16 protein-coding genes and 1 tRNA gene are annotated in these 16,494 nt (G+C 64.7%); 14 read left to right on the top strand and 3 right to left on the bottom strand.

Annotated elements, in window-relative coordinates; all coding sequences use genetic code 11:
• Positions 1-285 precede the first annotated feature (285 nt).
• The 9 genes from thrS (at position 286) to LRR16_RS20105 (ending at position 8,483) form a co-directional block, all read left to right on the top strand.
• Complete coding sequence (gene thrS / locus LRR16_RS20145; protein ID WP_232206916.1) at positions 286-2,193, top strand: threonine--tRNA ligase; 1,908 nt, start codon at positions 286-288, stop codon at positions 2,191-2,193.
• Between the two features lie 41 nt (positions 2,194-2,234).
• Complete coding sequence (gene infC / locus LRR16_RS20140) at positions 2,235-2,756, top strand: translation initiation factor IF-3 (protein WP_082371427.1); 522 nt, start codon at positions 2,235-2,237, stop codon at positions 2,754-2,756.
• Positions 2,757-2,916: 160 nt separating this feature from the next.
• On the top strand, positions 2,917-3,114 hold the full coding sequence (gene rpmI / locus LRR16_RS20135) for a 50S ribosomal protein L35 (protein WP_006575466.1): 198 nt from the start codon (positions 2,917-2,919) through the stop codon (positions 3,112-3,114).
• 28 nt (positions 3,115-3,142) lie between these two features.
• Positions 3,143-3,499 carry a 50S ribosomal protein L20 gene (rplT, locus tag LRR16_RS20130; RefSeq protein ID WP_006575465.1) on the top strand — a complete coding sequence of 119 codons (357 nt, stop codon included), beginning with the start codon at positions 3,143-3,145 and terminating at the stop codon, positions 3,497-3,499.
• 177 nt (positions 3,500-3,676) lie between these two features.
• Positions 3,677-4,714 carry a phenylalanine--tRNA ligase subunit alpha gene (gene pheS, locus LRR16_RS20125; protein ID WP_172682488.1) on the top strand — a complete coding sequence of 346 codons (1,038 nt, stop codon included), beginning with the start codon at positions 3,677-3,679 and terminating at the stop codon, positions 4,712-4,714.
• A gap of 120 nt (positions 4,715-4,834) precedes the next feature.
• Entirely contained in the window at positions 4,835-7,282 is a 2,448-nt protein-coding gene (gene pheT / locus LRR16_RS20120; RefSeq protein ID WP_232206915.1) for a phenylalanine--tRNA ligase subunit beta, read from the top strand.
• Positions 7,283-7,367: 85 nt separating this feature from the next.
• Positions 7,368-7,760 (top strand): integration host factor subunit alpha, encoded by a 393-nt coding sequence (locus LRR16_RS20115; protein ID WP_370646864.1) that lies wholly within the window; start codon positions 7,368-7,370, stop codon positions 7,758-7,760.
• A 144-nt stretch (positions 7,761-7,904) separates the two neighbouring features.
• On the top strand, positions 7,905-8,348 hold the full coding sequence (locus LRR16_RS20110; protein WP_232206914.1) for a MerR family transcriptional regulator: 444 nt from the start codon (positions 7,905-7,907) through the stop codon (positions 8,346-8,348).
• A 58-nt stretch (positions 8,349-8,406) separates the two neighbouring features.
• Positions 8,407-8,483: transfer RNA gene (locus tag LRR16_RS20105), tRNA-Pro, on the top strand.
• A gap of 274 nt (positions 8,484-8,757) precedes the next feature.
• Here the strand turns inward: LRR16_RS20105 and LRR16_RS20100 are convergent.
• On the bottom strand, positions 8,758-9,117 hold the full coding sequence (locus LRR16_RS20100; RefSeq protein ID WP_232206913.1) for a hypothetical protein: 360 nt from the start codon (positions 9,115-9,117) through the stop codon (positions 8,758-8,760).
• Between the two features lie 214 nt (positions 9,118-9,331).
• On the opposite strand from LRR16_RS20100, the gene LRR16_RS20095 reads away from it, so the two are divergent.
• The gene (locus tag LRR16_RS20095; RefSeq protein WP_082928256.1) at positions 9,332-9,589 is read left to right on the top strand and encodes a hypothetical protein; all 258 of its coding nucleotides are present in this window, start codon (positions 9,332-9,334) and stop codon (positions 9,587-9,589) included.
• Between the two features lie 317 nt (positions 9,590-9,906).
• Here LRR16_RS20095 and LRR16_RS20090 read toward each other — a convergent pair whose 3' ends face one another.
• Positions 9,907-10,320, bottom strand: coding sequence for a cupin domain-containing protein (locus LRR16_RS20090; RefSeq protein WP_232206912.1), 414 nt, complete (start codon positions 10,318-10,320; stop codon positions 9,907-9,909).
• Positions 10,321-10,767: 447 nt separating this feature from the next.
• On the opposite strand from LRR16_RS20090, the gene LRR16_RS20085 reads away from it, so the two are divergent.
• Positions 10,768-11,163, top strand: coding sequence for a hypothetical protein (locus LRR16_RS20085; protein WP_232206911.1), 396 nt, complete (start codon positions 10,768-10,770; stop codon positions 11,161-11,163).
• A 1,199-nt stretch (positions 11,164-12,362) separates the two neighbouring features.
• Here the strand turns inward: LRR16_RS20085 and LRR16_RS20080 are convergent.
• Positions 12,363-12,713, bottom strand: coding sequence for a VOC family protein (locus tag LRR16_RS20080; protein ID WP_064577209.1), 351 nt, complete (start codon positions 12,711-12,713; stop codon positions 12,363-12,365).
• 193 nt (positions 12,714-12,906) lie between these two features.
• On the opposite strand from LRR16_RS20080, the gene LRR16_RS20075 reads away from it, so the two are divergent.
• From LRR16_RS20075 to LRR16_RS20065, 3 genes are all read left to right on the top strand, one after another.
• Positions 12,907-14,511 carry a methyl-accepting chemotaxis protein gene (locus LRR16_RS20075; RefSeq protein ID WP_232206910.1) on the top strand — a complete coding sequence of 535 codons (1,605 nt, stop codon included), beginning with the start codon at positions 12,907-12,909 and terminating at the stop codon, positions 14,509-14,511.
• 113 nt (positions 14,512-14,624) lie between these two features.
• Positions 14,625-15,707: an enoyl-CoA hydratase/isomerase family protein gene (locus tag LRR16_RS20070; RefSeq protein WP_232206909.1), complete on the top strand. Its 1,083-nt coding sequence runs from the start codon at positions 14,625-14,627 to the stop codon at positions 15,705-15,707.
• 151 nt (positions 15,708-15,858) lie between these two features.
• Positions 15,859-16,419, top strand: coding sequence for an NADPH-dependent FMN reductase (locus LRR16_RS20065; protein ID WP_232206908.1), 561 nt, complete (start codon positions 15,859-15,861; stop codon positions 16,417-16,419).
• Positions 16,420-16,494 lie beyond the last annotated feature (75 nt).

Genomic DNA, 16,494 nt, shown 5'->3' with positions numbered 1-16,494 from the left:
GAAGGACATCCAGACGCCATGGTTATGACACCGCGAACTACTACCGCTGACAAGCGACAGTAGGTCGAGGTGCGTCTTCGTCCCAGGTCGCCCGGTACATCGGGCCGATCGATTGGGTGAAATTATGAAAAACGCGGCCTTGGCCGCGTTTTTTTTCGCCTGTCGCCTGCCAGCACCCTGATAAGCTGCCGGTCGCCCGGTCCCATGCGGGGCGGCCAGTCGAGAAATATTCATCCGCCCCGAAGCGACGATCGTTGCCGGCGGATTCCCTGTAAGAGGTCCAAGATGATCGCAATCACGCTGCCGGATGGCTCCCGCCGCGAGTTCCCCGAACCCGTCACGGTCGCCCAGGTCGCGCAGAGCATCGGTGCCGGCCTGGCCAAGGCCGCGCTGGCCGGCAAGGTCGACGGCAACCTGGTCGATACCAGCTACCTGATCGATCGCGATGCCTCGCTGGCCATCGTCACGGACAAGGATCCGGAGGGCGTCGAGGTCATTCGCCACTCGACGGCCCACCTGCTGGCCTATGCGGTCAAGTCGCTGTATCCCGACGCGCAGGTCACGATCGGTCCGGTGATCGAGAACGGCTTCTACTACGACTTCGCCTACAAGCGCCCCTTCACGCCGGAGGATCTGGCAGCCATCGAGAAAAAGATGGTGGAGCTGGCGAAGAAGGACGAGAAGGTGTCGCGCGAGGTTTGGAGTCGCGACGAGGCGGTCAAGCTGTTCGAGTCGATGGGCGAGAAGTACAAGGCCGAGATCATCGCGTCGATTCCCGCCGGTGAGGAAATCGGCCTGTACCGCGAGGGCGAGTTCGTCGACCTGTGCCGCGGCCCGCACGTGCCGTCCACGGGCAAGCTGAAGGTCTTCAAGCTGATGAAGGTGGCCGGCGCCTACTGGCGCGGCGATGCCAACAACGAGATGCTGCAGCGGATCTACGGCACGGCCTGGGCCCGCAAGGAAGACCAGGACGCCTACCTGCACATGCTCGAGGAAGCCGAGAAGCGGGACCACCGCAAGCTGGGCAAGCTGCTGGACCTGTTCCACCTGCAGGAAGAGGCGCCCGGCATGGTGTTCTGGCACCCGAAGGGCTGGCAGATCTGGCAGGCGGTCGAGCAATACATGCGCGGCCGGCTGACGGAGGCCGGCTACAGCGAAGTACGCACGCCGCAGGTGATGGATCGTTCGCTGTGGGAGAAGTCCGGCCACTGGCAGAACTACAAGGAAAACATGTTCGTCACGGAGTCGGAGAAGCGCGACTACGCGATCAAGCCGATGAACTGTCCCGGCCATGTGCAGATCTTCAACCACGGCCTGCGTTCGTACCGCGACCTGCCGCTGCGGCTGGCCGAATTCGGCTCCTGCCACCGCAACGAGCCGTCCGGCGCGCTGCACGGCCTGATGCGCGTCCGCGGCTTCGTGCAGGACGATGCCCACATCTTCTGCACGGAAGAGCAGATCGTCGCCGAGGCCAAGGCCTTCAACGACCTGGCGTTCTCGGTCTACGACGACTTCGGCTTCAAGGACGTCGCCGTCAAGCTGTCGCTTCGTCCCGAGCAGCGTGCCGGTTCGGACGCGGTCTGGGACCACGCCGAAGAGGGGCTGCGGATGGCGCTGCGCGCCTGCGGTGTGCAGTGGGAGGAACTGCCGGGCGAGGGCGCCTTCTACGGCCCGAAGGTCGAATACCACATCAAGGACGCGATCGGCCGTTCGTGGCAGTGCGGCACGCTGCAGCTGGATCTGGTGCTGCCGGAGCGGCTGGATGCCGAGTTCGTCTCGGAGGACAACTCGCGCAAGCGGCCGGTGATGCTGCACCGGGCGATCCTGGGCTCGTTCGAGCGCTTCCTGGGCATCCTGCTGGAGAACCACGCCGGCGCGCTGCCGGCCTGGCTGGCCCCAGAGCAGGTCGTGGTGATGAATATTGCGGATTCGCAGGCGGAATATGCGGAAAACGTCGTGCAACTGCTGCAAAAACAAGGGTTTAGGGCCAAGGCGGATTTGCGTAACGAGAAAATTACGTATAAAATCCGCGAGCACTCGCTCCAGAAGGTGCCGTACCTGATCGTGGTCGGCGACAAGGAGCGGGACGCCAATCAAGTGGCCGTGCGTGCCCGTGGCAACGTGGATCTGGGTGTGATGCCCGTCTCCGCGTTCGTGGAGCGTCTGAACAACGACGTCGCCACCAAAGCCTGATGGGAGCACGGCTTGTTTTTTTCTTCTTGAGGTAACGGAACATCGCTACGGACAAAGGTCATCGCATCAACCGCGAGATCAGCGCGCCCGAAGTGCGCCTGGTAGGGGTTGATAACGAGCAGCTGGGCATCGTCAAATTCATGGACGCACTGCGCCAGGCGGAAGACAAGGACTTGGATCTGGTGGAGATCGCGCCCAACGCGTCTCCTCCCGTGGTTCGCATCATGGACTACGGCAAGTTCAAGTACGAGGAAGCCAAGCGCGCCCACGAGGCCAAGCTGAAGCAGAAGATCATCCAGGTCAAGGAAGTCAAATTCCGCCCGGGCACGGATGATGGCGACTACAACGTCAAGCTGCGCAATCTGAAGCGATTCCTGGAAGACGGCGACAAGACCAAGATCACGTTGCGTTTCCGTGGTCGCGAGATGGCCCACCAGGAAATCGGCGCGCGCATGCTCGAGCGGCTCAAGAGCGATCTGGAGGAGTTCGGCCAGGTCGAGCAGATGCCGAAGATGGAAGGCCGCCAGATGGTCATGGTGCTGGCGCCCAAGAAGAAAAAGTAAGCGGGTTTTGCGTGGCGTGCGGGCGCCGGTTGTGCGTCCGGACGACACGCGAACACAGCGCGGGCCGCTCGCGGCGCCGTGCAAAACAAGTGGATGCGGGTCTTGCAAGCGTCGGCGTCAGCCGTCCACCTGCATGCATGTCATAGAGCTGGAGTTTTTCATGCCGAAGATGAAGACCAAGAAAAGCGCTTCCAAGCGCTTTACTGCGCGTCCGAACGGTTCGTTCAAGCGTGGCCAGGCCTTCAAGCGTCACATCCTGACGAAGAAGACCACCAAGAACAAGCGTCAACTGCGTGGCACTCAGGACGTCCATGAGACGAACCTGAAGTCCGTTCGCGCGATGATGCCCTACGCCTAACCCCTGACGAAAACGAAAGGAGAGTTTCATGCCTCGAGTCAAACGTGGGGTCACCGCACGGGCCCGCCACAAGAAAGTCATTGACGCTGCCAAGGGTTACCGCGGCCGTCGCAATAATGTCTATCGCATCGCCAAGCAGGCGGTCATGCGTGCTGGCCAGTACGCATACCGCGATCGTCGCAACAAGAAGCGCGTGTTCCGCGCCCTCTGGATTGCACGTATCAACGCGGCGACGCGTGAGCATGGCATGACCTACAGCGTGTTCATGAACGGTCTGAAGAAGGCCTCGATTGAGCTGGACCGCAAGGTGCTGTCGGACATGGCGATTCACGACAAGCCTGCCTTTGCCGCCATCGTCAACCAGGTGAAAGCCGCCGTTGCCTGATGCCGGTTCCGGTCGCGCAAGCGACCGGGCGCATGCACCGACCGCAAGGTCGAAAGCGGCCTCCGCCAAGGGGCCGCCGAAACGGGGCTCCGAATCGAGTCCCGTTTTTTTTTGCCGGTCCCGCCGCGTGCGGGACCCAGAGCCATACACCATTCATCGCCGACCACCGCCATGTCACTGGATCCGGACCAAATCGTCGCCGACGCGCAGGCCGCCTTCGCCGCCGCCAACGACAACGCCACGCTGGAAAACGAGAAAGCGCGCTTTCTCGGCAAGACCGGCGCGCTGACCGAGCTGCTCAAGGGCCTCGGCAAACTGGACCCGGAGGCCCGCAAGGAGCAGGGCGCCCGCATCAACCAGGCCAAGCAGCAGGTCGAGGCCGCGCTGCAGGCGCGCCGCCAGGCGCTGGCCGACGCGCTGATGAACGCGCGGCTGGCGGCCGAGGCGATCGATGTCACGCTGCCCGGACGCGCCGTCGCGCGCGGCAGCCTGCATCCGGTGATGCGCACTTGGGAGCGCGTCGAGCAGATCTTCGGATCGATCGGCTTCGATGTCGCCGACGGTCCCGAGATCGAGACCGACTGGATGAATTTCACGGCATTGAACAACCCGGACAACCACCCGGCGCGTTCGATGCAGGACACGTTCTACGTCGACGGCCGCGACAGCGAAGACAAGCTGCTGCTGTTGCGCACGCATACCAGCCCGATGCAGGTCCGCTATGCGCGCATGCACGTCGAGAAGTACCGCGGCAAGGCGATGCCGCCGATCAAGGTGATCTGCCCGGGCCGCACCTATCGCGTCGACAGCGACGCGACCCATTCGCCGATGTTCAACCAGGTCGAAGGCCTGTGGATCGGCGAGAACGTCAGCTTCGCCGACCTGAAGGGCGTCTATACCGATTTCCTGCGCAAGTTCTTCGAGCGCGACGATATCCAGGTGCGCTTCCGTCCGTCGTACTTTCCGTTCACCGAGCCGTCGGCCGAGATCGACATGGCCTTCGAGGAGGGCAAGAATGCGGGCCGCTGGCTGGAGATCTCCGGCTCGGGCCAGGTGCACCCGAACGTCATGCGCAACATGGGGCTGGACCCCGAGCGCTATATCGGCTTCGCGTTCGGCTCGGGGCTGGAGCGGCTGACGATGCTGCGCTATGGCATCAATGACCTGCGCCTGTTCTTCGAAGGCGACGTGCGTTTCCTGCGCCAGTTTGCGTGAAGGCCCGGGCGCGTGATTTCACCGCGCCTTGCCTGCCAGCCCGAACGGCCGTAGCGTCATCGTCGAACCCTGGCGGCGCCGTGCCGCCGCCCACAGCATACCCACCGGATCAGTAGCGCCATGCAATTCTCGGAATCCTGGCTTCGTACCTTCGTCAATCCCGACAACCTGACCACCGACGCGCTTTCGCACCGCCTGACCATGGCCGGGCTGGAAGTCGAGGAGGTCGGGCCGGTCGCGCCGCCGTTCGACAAGATCGTGGTCGCCCGCGTGCTCGCCACCGAGCGCCATCCGAACGCCGACCGCCTCAACGTCTGCCAGGTCGACGCCGGCACCGGCGAGACCCTGCAGATCGTCTGCGGCGCGCCGAACGTCAAGCCCGGCATCCTGGTGCCGTGCGCACTGGTCGGCGCCGTGCTGCCGCCGACCGAAGCCGGCGGCAAGCCGTTCGAGATCAAGGTCGGCAAGCTGCGTGGCGTCGAAAGCTACGGCATGCTGTGCTCGGCGCGCGAACTGAAGCTGTCCGAGGACCATGAAGGCTTGCTGATCCTGCCCGACGATGCGCCGGTCGGCGAGAACATCCGCCGCTACCTGGACCTCGACGACCAGGTCTTCGTGATCAAGCTGACGCCGAACAAGGCCGATTGCCTGTCGATCCACGGCGTCGCGCGCGAGGTCGCCGCACTGACCGGCGCGCCGCTGACGCTGCCGGTGATGGAACCGGTGGCGGTCACCATCGATGACCGGCTGCCGGTCAAGATTTCCGCGCCCGACCTGTGCGGCCGCTTCAGCGGCCGCGTGATCCGCGGCGTCAATGCCCGCGCCGCGACGCCGGCGTGGATGGTGCAGCGGCTCGAGCGCGCCGGCCAGCGCAGCATCTCGGCGCTGGTCGACATCTCGAACTACGTGATGCTCGAACTGGGCCGTCCATCGCACGTGTTCGATCTCGACAAGATCCACGGTGGCCTTGACGTGCGTTGGGGCCGCAAGGGCGAGCAGCTGAAGCTGCTGAACGGCAATACCGTCGAGGTCGACGAGAACGTCGGCGTGATCGCCGACGACAAGGAAATCGAGAGCCTGGCCGGCATCATGGGCGGCGACAGCACCGCCGTGACGCTGGACACGACCAACATCTATCTGGAAGCCGCGTTCTGGTGGCCGCAGGCGATCCAGGGCCGCGCGCGCCGCTACAACTTCTCGACCGATGCCGCGCATCGCTTCGAGCGCGGCGTCGACTATGCGACCACGGTCGAGCATATCGAGCGCATCACCGCACTGATCTTGCAGATCTGCGGCGGCCAGGCCGGCCCGGTCGACGATCAGGCGGTCAACCTGCCGCAGCGTCCGCCGGTGCGGCTGCGCGTCGCGCGCGCCGAACGCGTGCTCGGCATCGCGCTGAACCCCGCAGACATCGCCGACGTGTTTCAGCGGCTGGGCCTGCCGTTCGCGCAGAACGAGGGCGCGGAAGGCACCGTGTTCGAGGTCACGCCGCCGAGCTATCGCTTCGATCTGGAAATCGAAGAGGACCTGATCGAGGAAGTCGCTCGCATCTACGGCTTCGAGCGGATTCCGGCCCGGCCGCCGGTCGCCGAGAGCGAGATGCGCCCGACCGGCGAGGCACGCCGCTCGACCCATGCGGTGCGCCATGCCGTCGCCGCCCGCGACTATCACGAGGTGATCAACTTCGCCTTCGTCGAGGAGAAGTGGGAGCGCGATTTCGCCGCCAACGGCAACCCGATCCGCCTGCTGAACCCGATCGCCAGCCAGCTCGCCGTGATGCGCTCGACGCTGATCGGCGGCCTGCTCGACAAGGTTCGCTACAACCTGAACCGCAAGGCCGCACGCGTGCGCCTGTTCGAAGTTGGCCGCGTGTTCCTGCGCAACGCCGCTACCACCGATGGCGGCCTGACGGTCGCAGGCTACGATCAGCCGATGCGCGTGGCCGGCATCGCCTACGGCCCGGCCTTCGAAGAACAGTGGGGCGTGCCGACGCGGCCGGTCGATTTCTTCGACATCAAGGGCGATGTCGAAGCGCTGCTGCATCCGCGCCAGGCGCGCTTCGAACCGGTCTCGCATCCCGCGCTGCATCCGGGCCGCGCCGCCACGGTGCTGCTCGACGGCAAGCCGGTCGGCGTCATCGGCGAGCTGCATCCGCAGTGGCTGCAGGCATACGAGCTGAGCAACGCGCCGGTGCTGTTCGAACTGGACCTGGACGCGGTGCGCGACATCGGCTTGCCCGGCTATGCCGAGATCTCGAAGTTCCCGGCCGCCGTGCGCGACCTGGCGCTGGTAGTCAAGCAGACGGTGCGTGTGCAGGATCTCACGGATGCGATGCGCGCCGCCCTCGACAAGCAGGGTTTCGGACGCTATCTGCAGAGCCTCGTGCTGTTCGACGAATTCCGCCCGAAGGCCGCTTCAGCGGCCATCGGCGCGGACGAGAAAAGCCTTGCCTTCCGCTTGACCTTGCAAGATACTGGGGCGACCCTCCAGGACGAGACCGTCGACAGCGCCGTGCGCTGCATGGTCGAAGCCGCCACCGCCGCCTTCGGCGCCAGGCTGCGCGGCTAGCCACAGCCCGAACCCTGAATGGGCCGCCCGGGCACCCGCATCCGGGCGGCAGACTGACGAGATGAACGACCAACACGCGACTCTGATGACCGCAGCAGCATTGGGCGAAGCTGACGACCGGCGCGCGGCTACGCAGCCGGAAGAAGCGCCGGAACCGCGCGTCACCGAGGTGCCTACCCTGACCAAGGCCGAACTTGCCGAGATGCTGTTCGACCAGGTCGGTCTCAACAAGCGGGAATCGAAGGACATGGTCGAAGCGTTCTTCGACGTGATCCGCGAAGCGTTGGAGCAGGGCGACAGCGTCAAGCTGTCCGGGTTCGGCAACTTCCAGTTGCGCGACAAGCCGCAACGCCCCGGCCGCAATCCGAAGACCGGCGAAATCATCCCGATCACCGCACGCCGCGTGGTGACCTTCCACGCCAGCCAGAAGCTCAAGAGCCTGGTCGAGGAACGCGCCGGGCTGGCGTCCAGCGACTGACCAACTGACGACAGTCGACGGCCGTAGCGACGCGGTCCATTGCCGCTCCCGCGGCCAGTCTGTATGCTGCTGCTGCGCGCCGAGTCGGCGCGCCATCCCACTCCAACCACCGCCGGCCCGGCCTGAAACCCGTCCGTCCACTGCATGTCGGATAAATCGAGCGAGCGCATCACGTTGCCGCCTATTCCCGCCAAGCGCTATTTCACCATCGGTGAAGTGAGCGAACTGTGCGCCGTCAAGCCGCACGTGCTGCGCTATTGGGAACAGGAATTCACGCAACTCAAGCCCGTCAAGCGACGCGGAAATCGGCGCTACTACCAGCACCACGAAGTGCTGCTGATTCGCCGCATCCGCGAACTGCTGTACGAGCAGGGCTTCACCATCAACGGCGCGCGCAACCGGCTCGACGAAGGGCGGCATCACGCCGAACCTGCCATGCCCGAAGAGGCCGCGCCGCTGCCTCCGGCGAGCACCGGCATCGCGCCGTCCGCGTCCGTCTTGACCGTCGACGTCCCCGCGCTGCGTGCCGACCTGATCCAGGTGCAGCACGTGCTCGCGCAACTGAAGCAGATCGCCGCCAAGGACTAAAAAATGCGCCCCACCGCCTATTCATTTCGGTGGGGCTTCTGATATACTCTTGTGCTTTCGGGGCGTAGCGCAGCCTGGTAGCGTACCTGCATGGGGTGCAGGTGGTCGGAGGTTCAAATCCTCTCGCCCCGACCAAATTGAAGCCCGCGTAATCGCAAGATTGCGCGGGCTTTTGCTTTTTCTACTGTGGCGCGCTAGAGGCAGGTTCTTGGATGGCATCCAATATCAAGTCGCCGGCAACAGCAGTCGGACAGTGACACTGGAACCTCGCGCTGCTTGATGTAGCCCTGCGTCGTCGGGGGGGCAGCGTAAGCGCCGGCCGCCTGCAGTTCGTCCAGGTCGTAGCCGACCTTGCTCGCATCGGTCATGGCCTTCGCGCGAATATCCTTGATGGTGTAGTCCTTCTCACCTAGGCCCGCACGCGCCATCGCTTCGCGCCACTGGGCGCGGCAAGCTGGCGCTGTCTTCTGCTTCCGTGCATGTCCGTCAGGACATAGTCGTCGCCCAACTTCTGAACCTCACGGGATGTGCGCAAGTCCTGCGCCCGCTTCAGCACCGCGGCGATCTCTGGTGTGAGTGGCCGGTCGACCGGCTCTCCGGTGCTGTCCTCCGCCTTGCTCGGCACGAAGCGAATGACGCCGGCCGCCTCATCTGCTTGCGACCATGGGCGATGACGGATGTCAGCGGAACGTTGGTATGTCACATTGCAAAGGCCGACAAGGGCTTGCACTCCCTTACCGGTGGCCACTTTGGCCTCGACCTTTTCCACCTTCCCTCGGCGCATGCCCTCGTATGCGAAGACTATGGGCGCTTTGCGGATCGCCAGGAAATCGGCGGCGACAGTCGGCCCCGTAACTGCCCCCTGATATCGCGTCAACGACCCCGCTGAGCGGCGCGTTCTTGGACTTGTCGGGCGTGGCAGTGGTGTGCCAACCCCGACAACTCCGTGCAGCAGTTCTCCCATCGACCCAAGGAGAAATTCCATGCGTATTGCAACCACCGGCAAGCTTGCTGTGTTTGCCACTGCCGTTTCCATGCTGGTATCCGGGGCTGCCTTCGCTCAGGGCGCCACTCCCGCGACCCCGGCGACACCGGCCACACCGGCGACCCCCGCGGCGCCGGCAGCCACCAAAGACAACGCCACCAAGGACACTCACACCAAAGCAAAGGCTGAGCACAAGCGGACGCATCGCTCCGCCCACAAGGCCAAGGTACATCGCAAGGAAAAGGCGGCGGGTTGACGTAGATCGGCGTCCCTCTCCATCTTGCGCGAGGGGCCCGACTCCCTATCAGGAAGCGGAGACGGCCCCTCGCGACTGTTGGGGCTTCTTCGTTCGCGGCGGGGGCGGCGCTGATTCGGGTGCCATCCTGTCTGCCGGGTACAAGCCCAGGAACGTGCGCACAACCTCAGGTCGCGGCACGCCAGCCAAGTGCTCCACTGAGAGCCGGGCACGATCACGATTGATCCCTTCTCTTTCCCAAGTACGTGCATCCGGTTCAGAAGATTGGCGAGAGTTCGGCCAGCGTAGGGGGCGGGCGGCCGAGCGGTGGCCATGGCCTACGCCTCTGGTAGCTGCACGACAGCCAGCGTGACATCGTCGGGGTCGACAACCCAGCTGAGATGTCCCTTGCCCGAGGTGTCCTCAAGCATCAACGCGCTGCCGGTCGGCAGTGGGCGGCTGTCGCCATCGCTGGCCTGGAATTCCATGGCGCCGGACAGCACGAAGATCCACATGCGAATCGGGGATGGATGGCGTTCCCCGGTCCAGCCGGCGGGCAGGAAGAGAAACCCTTGCTGTGTGGCTTCGGCCAGGGACGACACCCAGAATGCGGGCGCTGGTGGGGCAAACACCCGTTCCGTCATGGCGACGGAGAGCGGAGCGAAGTGAGATTCGCCGGTTGCGTCCGCGTATAACCGGTCGAACAGAAGCGGGGGGCGCAGCAGCCTGACGGACTCGGTCGTGGCGGTCATGGCTCCTCCCTGCAACGCAGTATCCCCATGGCATCAAGTCTAGTTGGGGCGCGTCGATGGCAATGTAGGTTCACCGACGCCCCCGGCGCTTCCGCTTGTTGATCCCCGTGCGCCTCACGGTGCATCGCCTTGAACTGCTGCAGCTCTTCGTCTGTACGGATCTCGCCGCGCCATTTCCGCGAGCCAAGGTGTGCCCGCTGTAGTCGGCCTCGATGTCCTCGAGCGCGCACGGCTCGGTCGAACTTGGCCAGGTAGGTGTGTGCCACAACTTTGCGCCGGGCTGGCCGGCCTCGAACAGCGCTATGAACTAGTGTGTCGAGGCGACACGCTGCCGCAGGCGCGCGATTTCCCATAGCATGTCACGTCAGGCAGCCGCTTCGCTCCCAGATGTCGCGCGGCTCTTCAGCCGTCGGCGCCGGCAGGTCGGCCGGGGAGTGCCGCTTGGGCATGGGTCATGTCACTGCGGCGCCTCATCGATCGACGAGCTGCAAAGCCGCGCACCGCAAACCTTCGATTTCCGTTCCGGTATCGAAGATTCCCATCATCAACTGCTTCTTTGTTCCGGTTCGGCTTGGCACCATGACAGCTCCTCAACCCCTGAAGGGAGGAAGTATGGACGAAAGCCATTCGCAAGAGCTCGTCAAGCATGTGAGAGAGATCGTCGAACGTCTCGACGACCTGTCCTTCTACGCCGCTTCGTCGACAAGCCAACGACTGCATCTTGCCGCGATGGCGATGCAAGGATTGGTCACCAGTATGTCGGGCGAACTCGAAGTGGAGGCCACCGCGAAGCGGGCCGTTCAGTACGCCGACGCCCTGATCGCAGTGTTGGAAGACGAGTAGAAACGCAGTCGAGTCGAAGAAGAAGCCCGCGTAGTTAGCGCCACGCGGGCTTTTTTGTTGTCTGCGGGCGGTGCTTCGCCGGGCGATCGGACCATCATGGCTTGGTGCTTGGCCGGGCTTCGTCGGTTGTCTATAGAACCGAGCCCGTTTTCAGTATGAGGAGCGGCATGCTGGAACTAAGGTATCACCGGGCGACGACGAGGTGCGTAGGGCGGTAACAGAGCCGCTGCCCCCATCGGCGGCAATGCGCCGGTCGCCGCGTCTCGTCCGAGCCCATTTCCTGATCGGTTGTTTTTGCCCGATACCTTTGGTGGTATCGGGCTTTTTTTTGCCCGTCAGCCGTACCGGGCAAGGCTCCAATGCAAAACGCCCGACGAGCTTCATCGGGCGTTTCGGGTACCGGCCTGACGGGTCAACCCATTGCGGGCATCGGGATTACGGGTGGGTCGTTCTGGCGATCAGCCGCCAGCGGATGTGTCCCTGCAGGGCCCCATGAACATGGTGGTTCGGCGGGGGCAATGGTTGTTCACGAGGCGAGATGGCGCTGGAACCGCAGCCCTCACATCGATAGATGCCCGAGTACGGTGCCTGGGCACCAGGGGCGAGGACGAGCTCGTAAGCGGGATCTTCCTCTTGCGTGAAATAGCGGGTGTCGTTGCAGAACGGCATATCTCCTCCATGGAAAGGGCCGGGCAGCCATTACGCCACCAGTCGGAGAAGCTTCTGTCGGATTCGGGTTTCCTTCTTTCACATTCCATGATCAACGCTCGTGCTTCCGAAAGGGCCGCTCCGGCAAGGCCGTCCCGCATTGGGCGCTCCGTCAGCCAGTCCGGATTGCTGTGTTCGAAGGCGACGCCAGGCCGCGCAGGTCAACAAGGGCGTTTCCCGCCTTGAGGCGATAGAAGATGCCCTTTTCGCGATGATGGCGACCGTCTTCGCTTCGCGTTGGGCCAGCGCCGTCGGTTCTCTACAGAACCGAGCCTGTTTTCAGTATGAGACACGGCACGCTGGAACTAAGGTATCAGCGGGCGAGGACGAGATGCGTAGGGCGGTAACAGAGCCGCTGCCCCCATCAGCGGTACTGCGCCGGTCGCCGTGTCTCGTCAGCGCCTATTTCCTAGTCGGTTGTATTTGCCCGATGCCTTCACCGGCATCGGGCTTTTTTATGCCCGCGCCGTTGCGAAGCGGAGCCATCTTGCTTAGAGGTGGCACAGGATGTTCACCAGCCTGCCAAACGGATCGCGGACGAAGAAGCGGCGCACGCCCCAGGGTTCCTCGGCGATGCCGTATTCGATCGACAAGCCAGCCTGTACGGCCTTGGCATGGACCTCGTCGAGGTTGTCGACTTCGATCGACAGGTCCGGCACCGGGGTACCGGAGCCTCCTTCGGTCGCGATGCTGATCTGCGGCGTGGTGTGCTGTCCGGTCGCATAAGTCCGGATCCAGCCGTGATCCATCACGACTTCCATGCCGAGCAAATCGCCATAGAACGCTTGGGCTTGGTCGATGTTCGGGGTTGCGATATTGGCGACGATGCGCTTGACGGTCATGGTGGTTCTCCGGCGATCAGATCTGGCGATTCTACGGTCCATCGCTCGATTCGAGCGGTCGGCGGCGGCCCGATTCGTACATCGGACGGTTACACAGTCTTTCGTTCCGATGCCGTCAAGGAATGCCCGGGCACGCCGTTGATAGCGGGGCGGCGCACATGCCGCGATCGCACGAAAAGACCGGGGAGCTCGAATGTTTCGCAACACCACCATTGGCGCCAGATTGTGGGGCCTGATTGTCGTTACCAATTTGATCCTGCTGATCGTCGGCGCCTTTGGCTGGCTTGGCATGTCCCGCAGCAACGATGCCACGCGGCAGATCTATCAGCATCAGCTGACCGCTGCAATGCACCTGTCCGAGGCGCGCGCGAACCAGTTGCTGGTGCGCGTGCTGCTCGATCAGGCCACGTTCGCCGCCGATCCGGCCGATGCGCTGGCGCGCGCCGATACCGCCGCCGGATTCGCGCGTGCGTCGGAGACGGCGTGGAAGGCCTATCTCGCACTGCCGCGCGGGAGGGAGGAGGACCGTGCCGCGGAGCTGGTGTCGGCGCGCCGGGAGGCGCTGCACAAGCAAGGGGTCGAGCCGATGATTGCCGCGCTGAAGGCGGGCGATCGCGAGCGTGTGATGGCGCTGGTGCTCGACACCATTCCGAAGCTCGATATCGCGTTCACATCGGCCAATGCGGAATTGAACAAGCTGCAGACCGCCGCGGCCGAGGCCGTCTATCAGGATTCGCAGCAGCGCTATGCGAAGCTGCGCGCGTGGTCCGTGGCGCTGCTGGTGCTTGGTCTGGCATTCAGCACTGTCTTTGCCTGGCGGCTGCGCGGATCGATCGTCGGTCCGCTCGATATTGCGATCGGGCGATTCGAGCGGATCGCGCGCGGGGACTTGAGCGCGGCCCGGACTCTCGATACGTCGCCACAGCGGCATAGTCCTGCTGGAGCCCGTGACGGCGGCTTGGCCGGGGAGGAGAGCCGCAACGAGACCAGCCGCATGCTGGCCATGTTGGCGCGCATGGAAGCGAGTCTCGCCGGCATGGTGGGAGAGGTGCGCACCGGCGCCGATGCGATTGCCGCGGCGAGCCGGCAGATCGCGATGGGCAACGCGGATCTGTCGCAACGCACCGAGGAGCAGGCGGCCTCGCTGGAACAGACTGCGTCGAGCATGGAGCAGTTGACCGGCACGGTGCGTCAGACGGCCGACAATGCGCGCGAAGCGGATGCGCTGGCCGGCGACGCCAGCGGGCTGGCGGAGCGGGGCGGGGAGGCGGTCACGCGCGTGGTCGACACCATGCAGGCGATCGACGCCAGCGCCAACAAGATCGTCGACATCATCGACGTGATCGAAAAGATCGCGTTCCAGACCAATATCCTGGCGCTGAACGCGGCGGTCGAGGCGGCGCGCGCCGGCGAGCATGGCCGTGGCTTCGCCGTGGTGGCGGGCGACGTGCGGGATCTGGCGCAGCGTTGCGCGACCGCGTCCAAGGAAATCCGGGGGTTGATCGATGAGTCGGTGCGCAACGTCCGCGCCGGCAGCGATATCGTCGCCGATGCAGGCCGCGCGATGGAAGACATCGTCGGCGCGGTTCGCCGCGTCAGCGCGATCGTCGGCGGCATCAGCGCCGCCTCGATGGAGCAGTCGCAGGGCATCGAGCAGGTGAACCAGGCGGTGACCCAGATGGACGGCATGACGCAGCAGAATGCGGCGCTCGTCGAGCAGGCGGCGGCCGCGGCGACCTCGCTGGAAGACCAGGCGCAGCGGCTGACCGGCCTGATGGGGCGCTTCCGCCTCGCGTAGATTCCGCTTGATTCCCGCCCGAATCCCGCCATCCGGCCGCTGGTACGGATAGCGGGCCGGCATGGCTGGTGTACAGTGGCGGCCTGCATTTCGTCACCACAGGAACAGGAGACATGACCGAGTTTGTTGCAACCGAAGTCGTCGGCGGTGTCGGCTATCTGACGCTGGCTCGCCCTCAGGCCCTGAACGCCCTGTCTCTCGACATGGTGCGCGCCCTGACGCAAGCGCTGGACCAGTGGGCGGCCGACCCCGGCGTCGTCGCCGTGGTGGTCGCGGGCGCGGGCGGCAAGGCCTTCTGCGCGGGCGGCGACATCCGCTTCTTCCATCAGGCCGCGCTGGCCGGCGACCCGACGCTGGACCGTTTCTTCGTCGAGGAATACGCGCTCAATCACAAGATCCACCGCTATCCGAAGCCCTATATCGCGCTGATGGACGGCGTGGTGATGGGCGGCGGCATGGGCATCTCGCAAGGGGCGCGGCGGCGCCTGGTCACCGAGCGGACCAAGATGGCGATGCCGGAGACGAATATCGGCCTGTTTCCCGACGTGGGCGGCGGCTGGTTCCTGGCGCGGACACCCGGCCGCCTGGGTGAATTTCTGGGGCTGACCGGCAACGTGATTCACGCCGCCGACGCGCTGTACGCCGGCCTGGCAGATGCCTTCGTGCCGAGCAACGCGCTGGCCGAGCTGGTGGCGTCGCTGCGTGCCGGCAACTTTGCCAGCGGCGATGAGGTGCTGGCCGCGATCGACGCCAGCAGCGCGGTGCATCGCGCCACTTGCGATCCGGCGGCGAGCCTGCTGGCGCGCCAGCTGGACGCGATCGACGCGGCCTTCGGCGCGGCCACGGTGCAGGACATCGTCGCCATCGTCAGTGATGCCGGCGACGACTGGTCGGCGCAAACGGCCGCCGCCTTGCGTACGCGCTCCCCGCTGATGCTTTGTGTGACGCTGGAGCAGATCCGCCGCGCGCGGACGATGGCGCTCGAGGACGAACTTCGCATGGAGCTCGACATGATGCACGACGTGTTCCGCTACGGCGACGGCGTCGAGGGCATCCGTGCGCTGGCGATCGACAAGGACCATGCGCCGAAGTGGCGGCCAGCCCGGCTCGACGAGGTCGAGCGCAACAAGGTGCTCGCCTTCTTCGACAGTCCGTGGCGCACCGACGAGCATCCGCTCGCTGGCTTGCGGTCGTAATCCACCACGCGCTTCGGTGTACAGGGGCTCTCTGCGCACGGCTGAAACGACATCGGGTTAGAGTGTGGTCTGGGCGCGGGCCGGCGATCGCTGCTCCCGCGGCCTTTCGGCAGTCTTTCCTTTCCCCGTCTCTTTCAGAAAAGGAAGCACGATGAGCACTCCACGCGACGTCGCGGTACTGGTGGGCAGTCTCCGCAAGGATTCCTTCAATCGCAAGCTGGCGTTGGCGCTAGCGCAGTTGGCCCCGCCCGAGCTCAAGCTCGACATCGTCGAGATCGGCCAGCTGTCGCTGTACAACCAGGACCAAGACGAGAACCCGCCGGCGTCCTGGACCGCGTTTCGTGACCGGATTCGCCGCGCCGACGCGGTGCTGTTCGTCACCCCGGAATACAACCGCTCGGTTCCCGCGCCGCTGAAGAATGCCATCGACGTGGGTTCCCGCCCGTACGGGCAGAGTGCGTGGGATCGCAAGCCGGGGGCCGTGATCAGCGCCTCGCCGGGCGCGATCGGCGGGTTTGGCGCCAATCACCATCTGCGCCAGTCGCTGGTGTTTCTCAACGTACCGGTGCTCCAGATGCCGGAGGCCTATATCGGTGGTGTCGACAAGCTGTTCGATGAGCAGGGCAATATTGGCAACGAATCGACACGTGCCTTTCTAGGCAAATTCCTGACGACCTTTGCGGCCTGGGTGGAGCGCAACGCCGCAAGCTGACCGTGACGGCGCGGCCGCCTGGAGACCCCCCCCCTCTCGTAGGGGGGGTCTAAAGATGGCGAAATCAGCGCCGAC

The organism is Cupriavidus sp. UGS-1, from assembly GCF_021213615.1.
Lineage (GTDB): Bacteria > Pseudomonadota > Gammaproteobacteria > Burkholderiales > Burkholderiaceae > Cupriavidus.
This window is presented reverse-complemented; position numbering and strand designations above follow the sequence as displayed.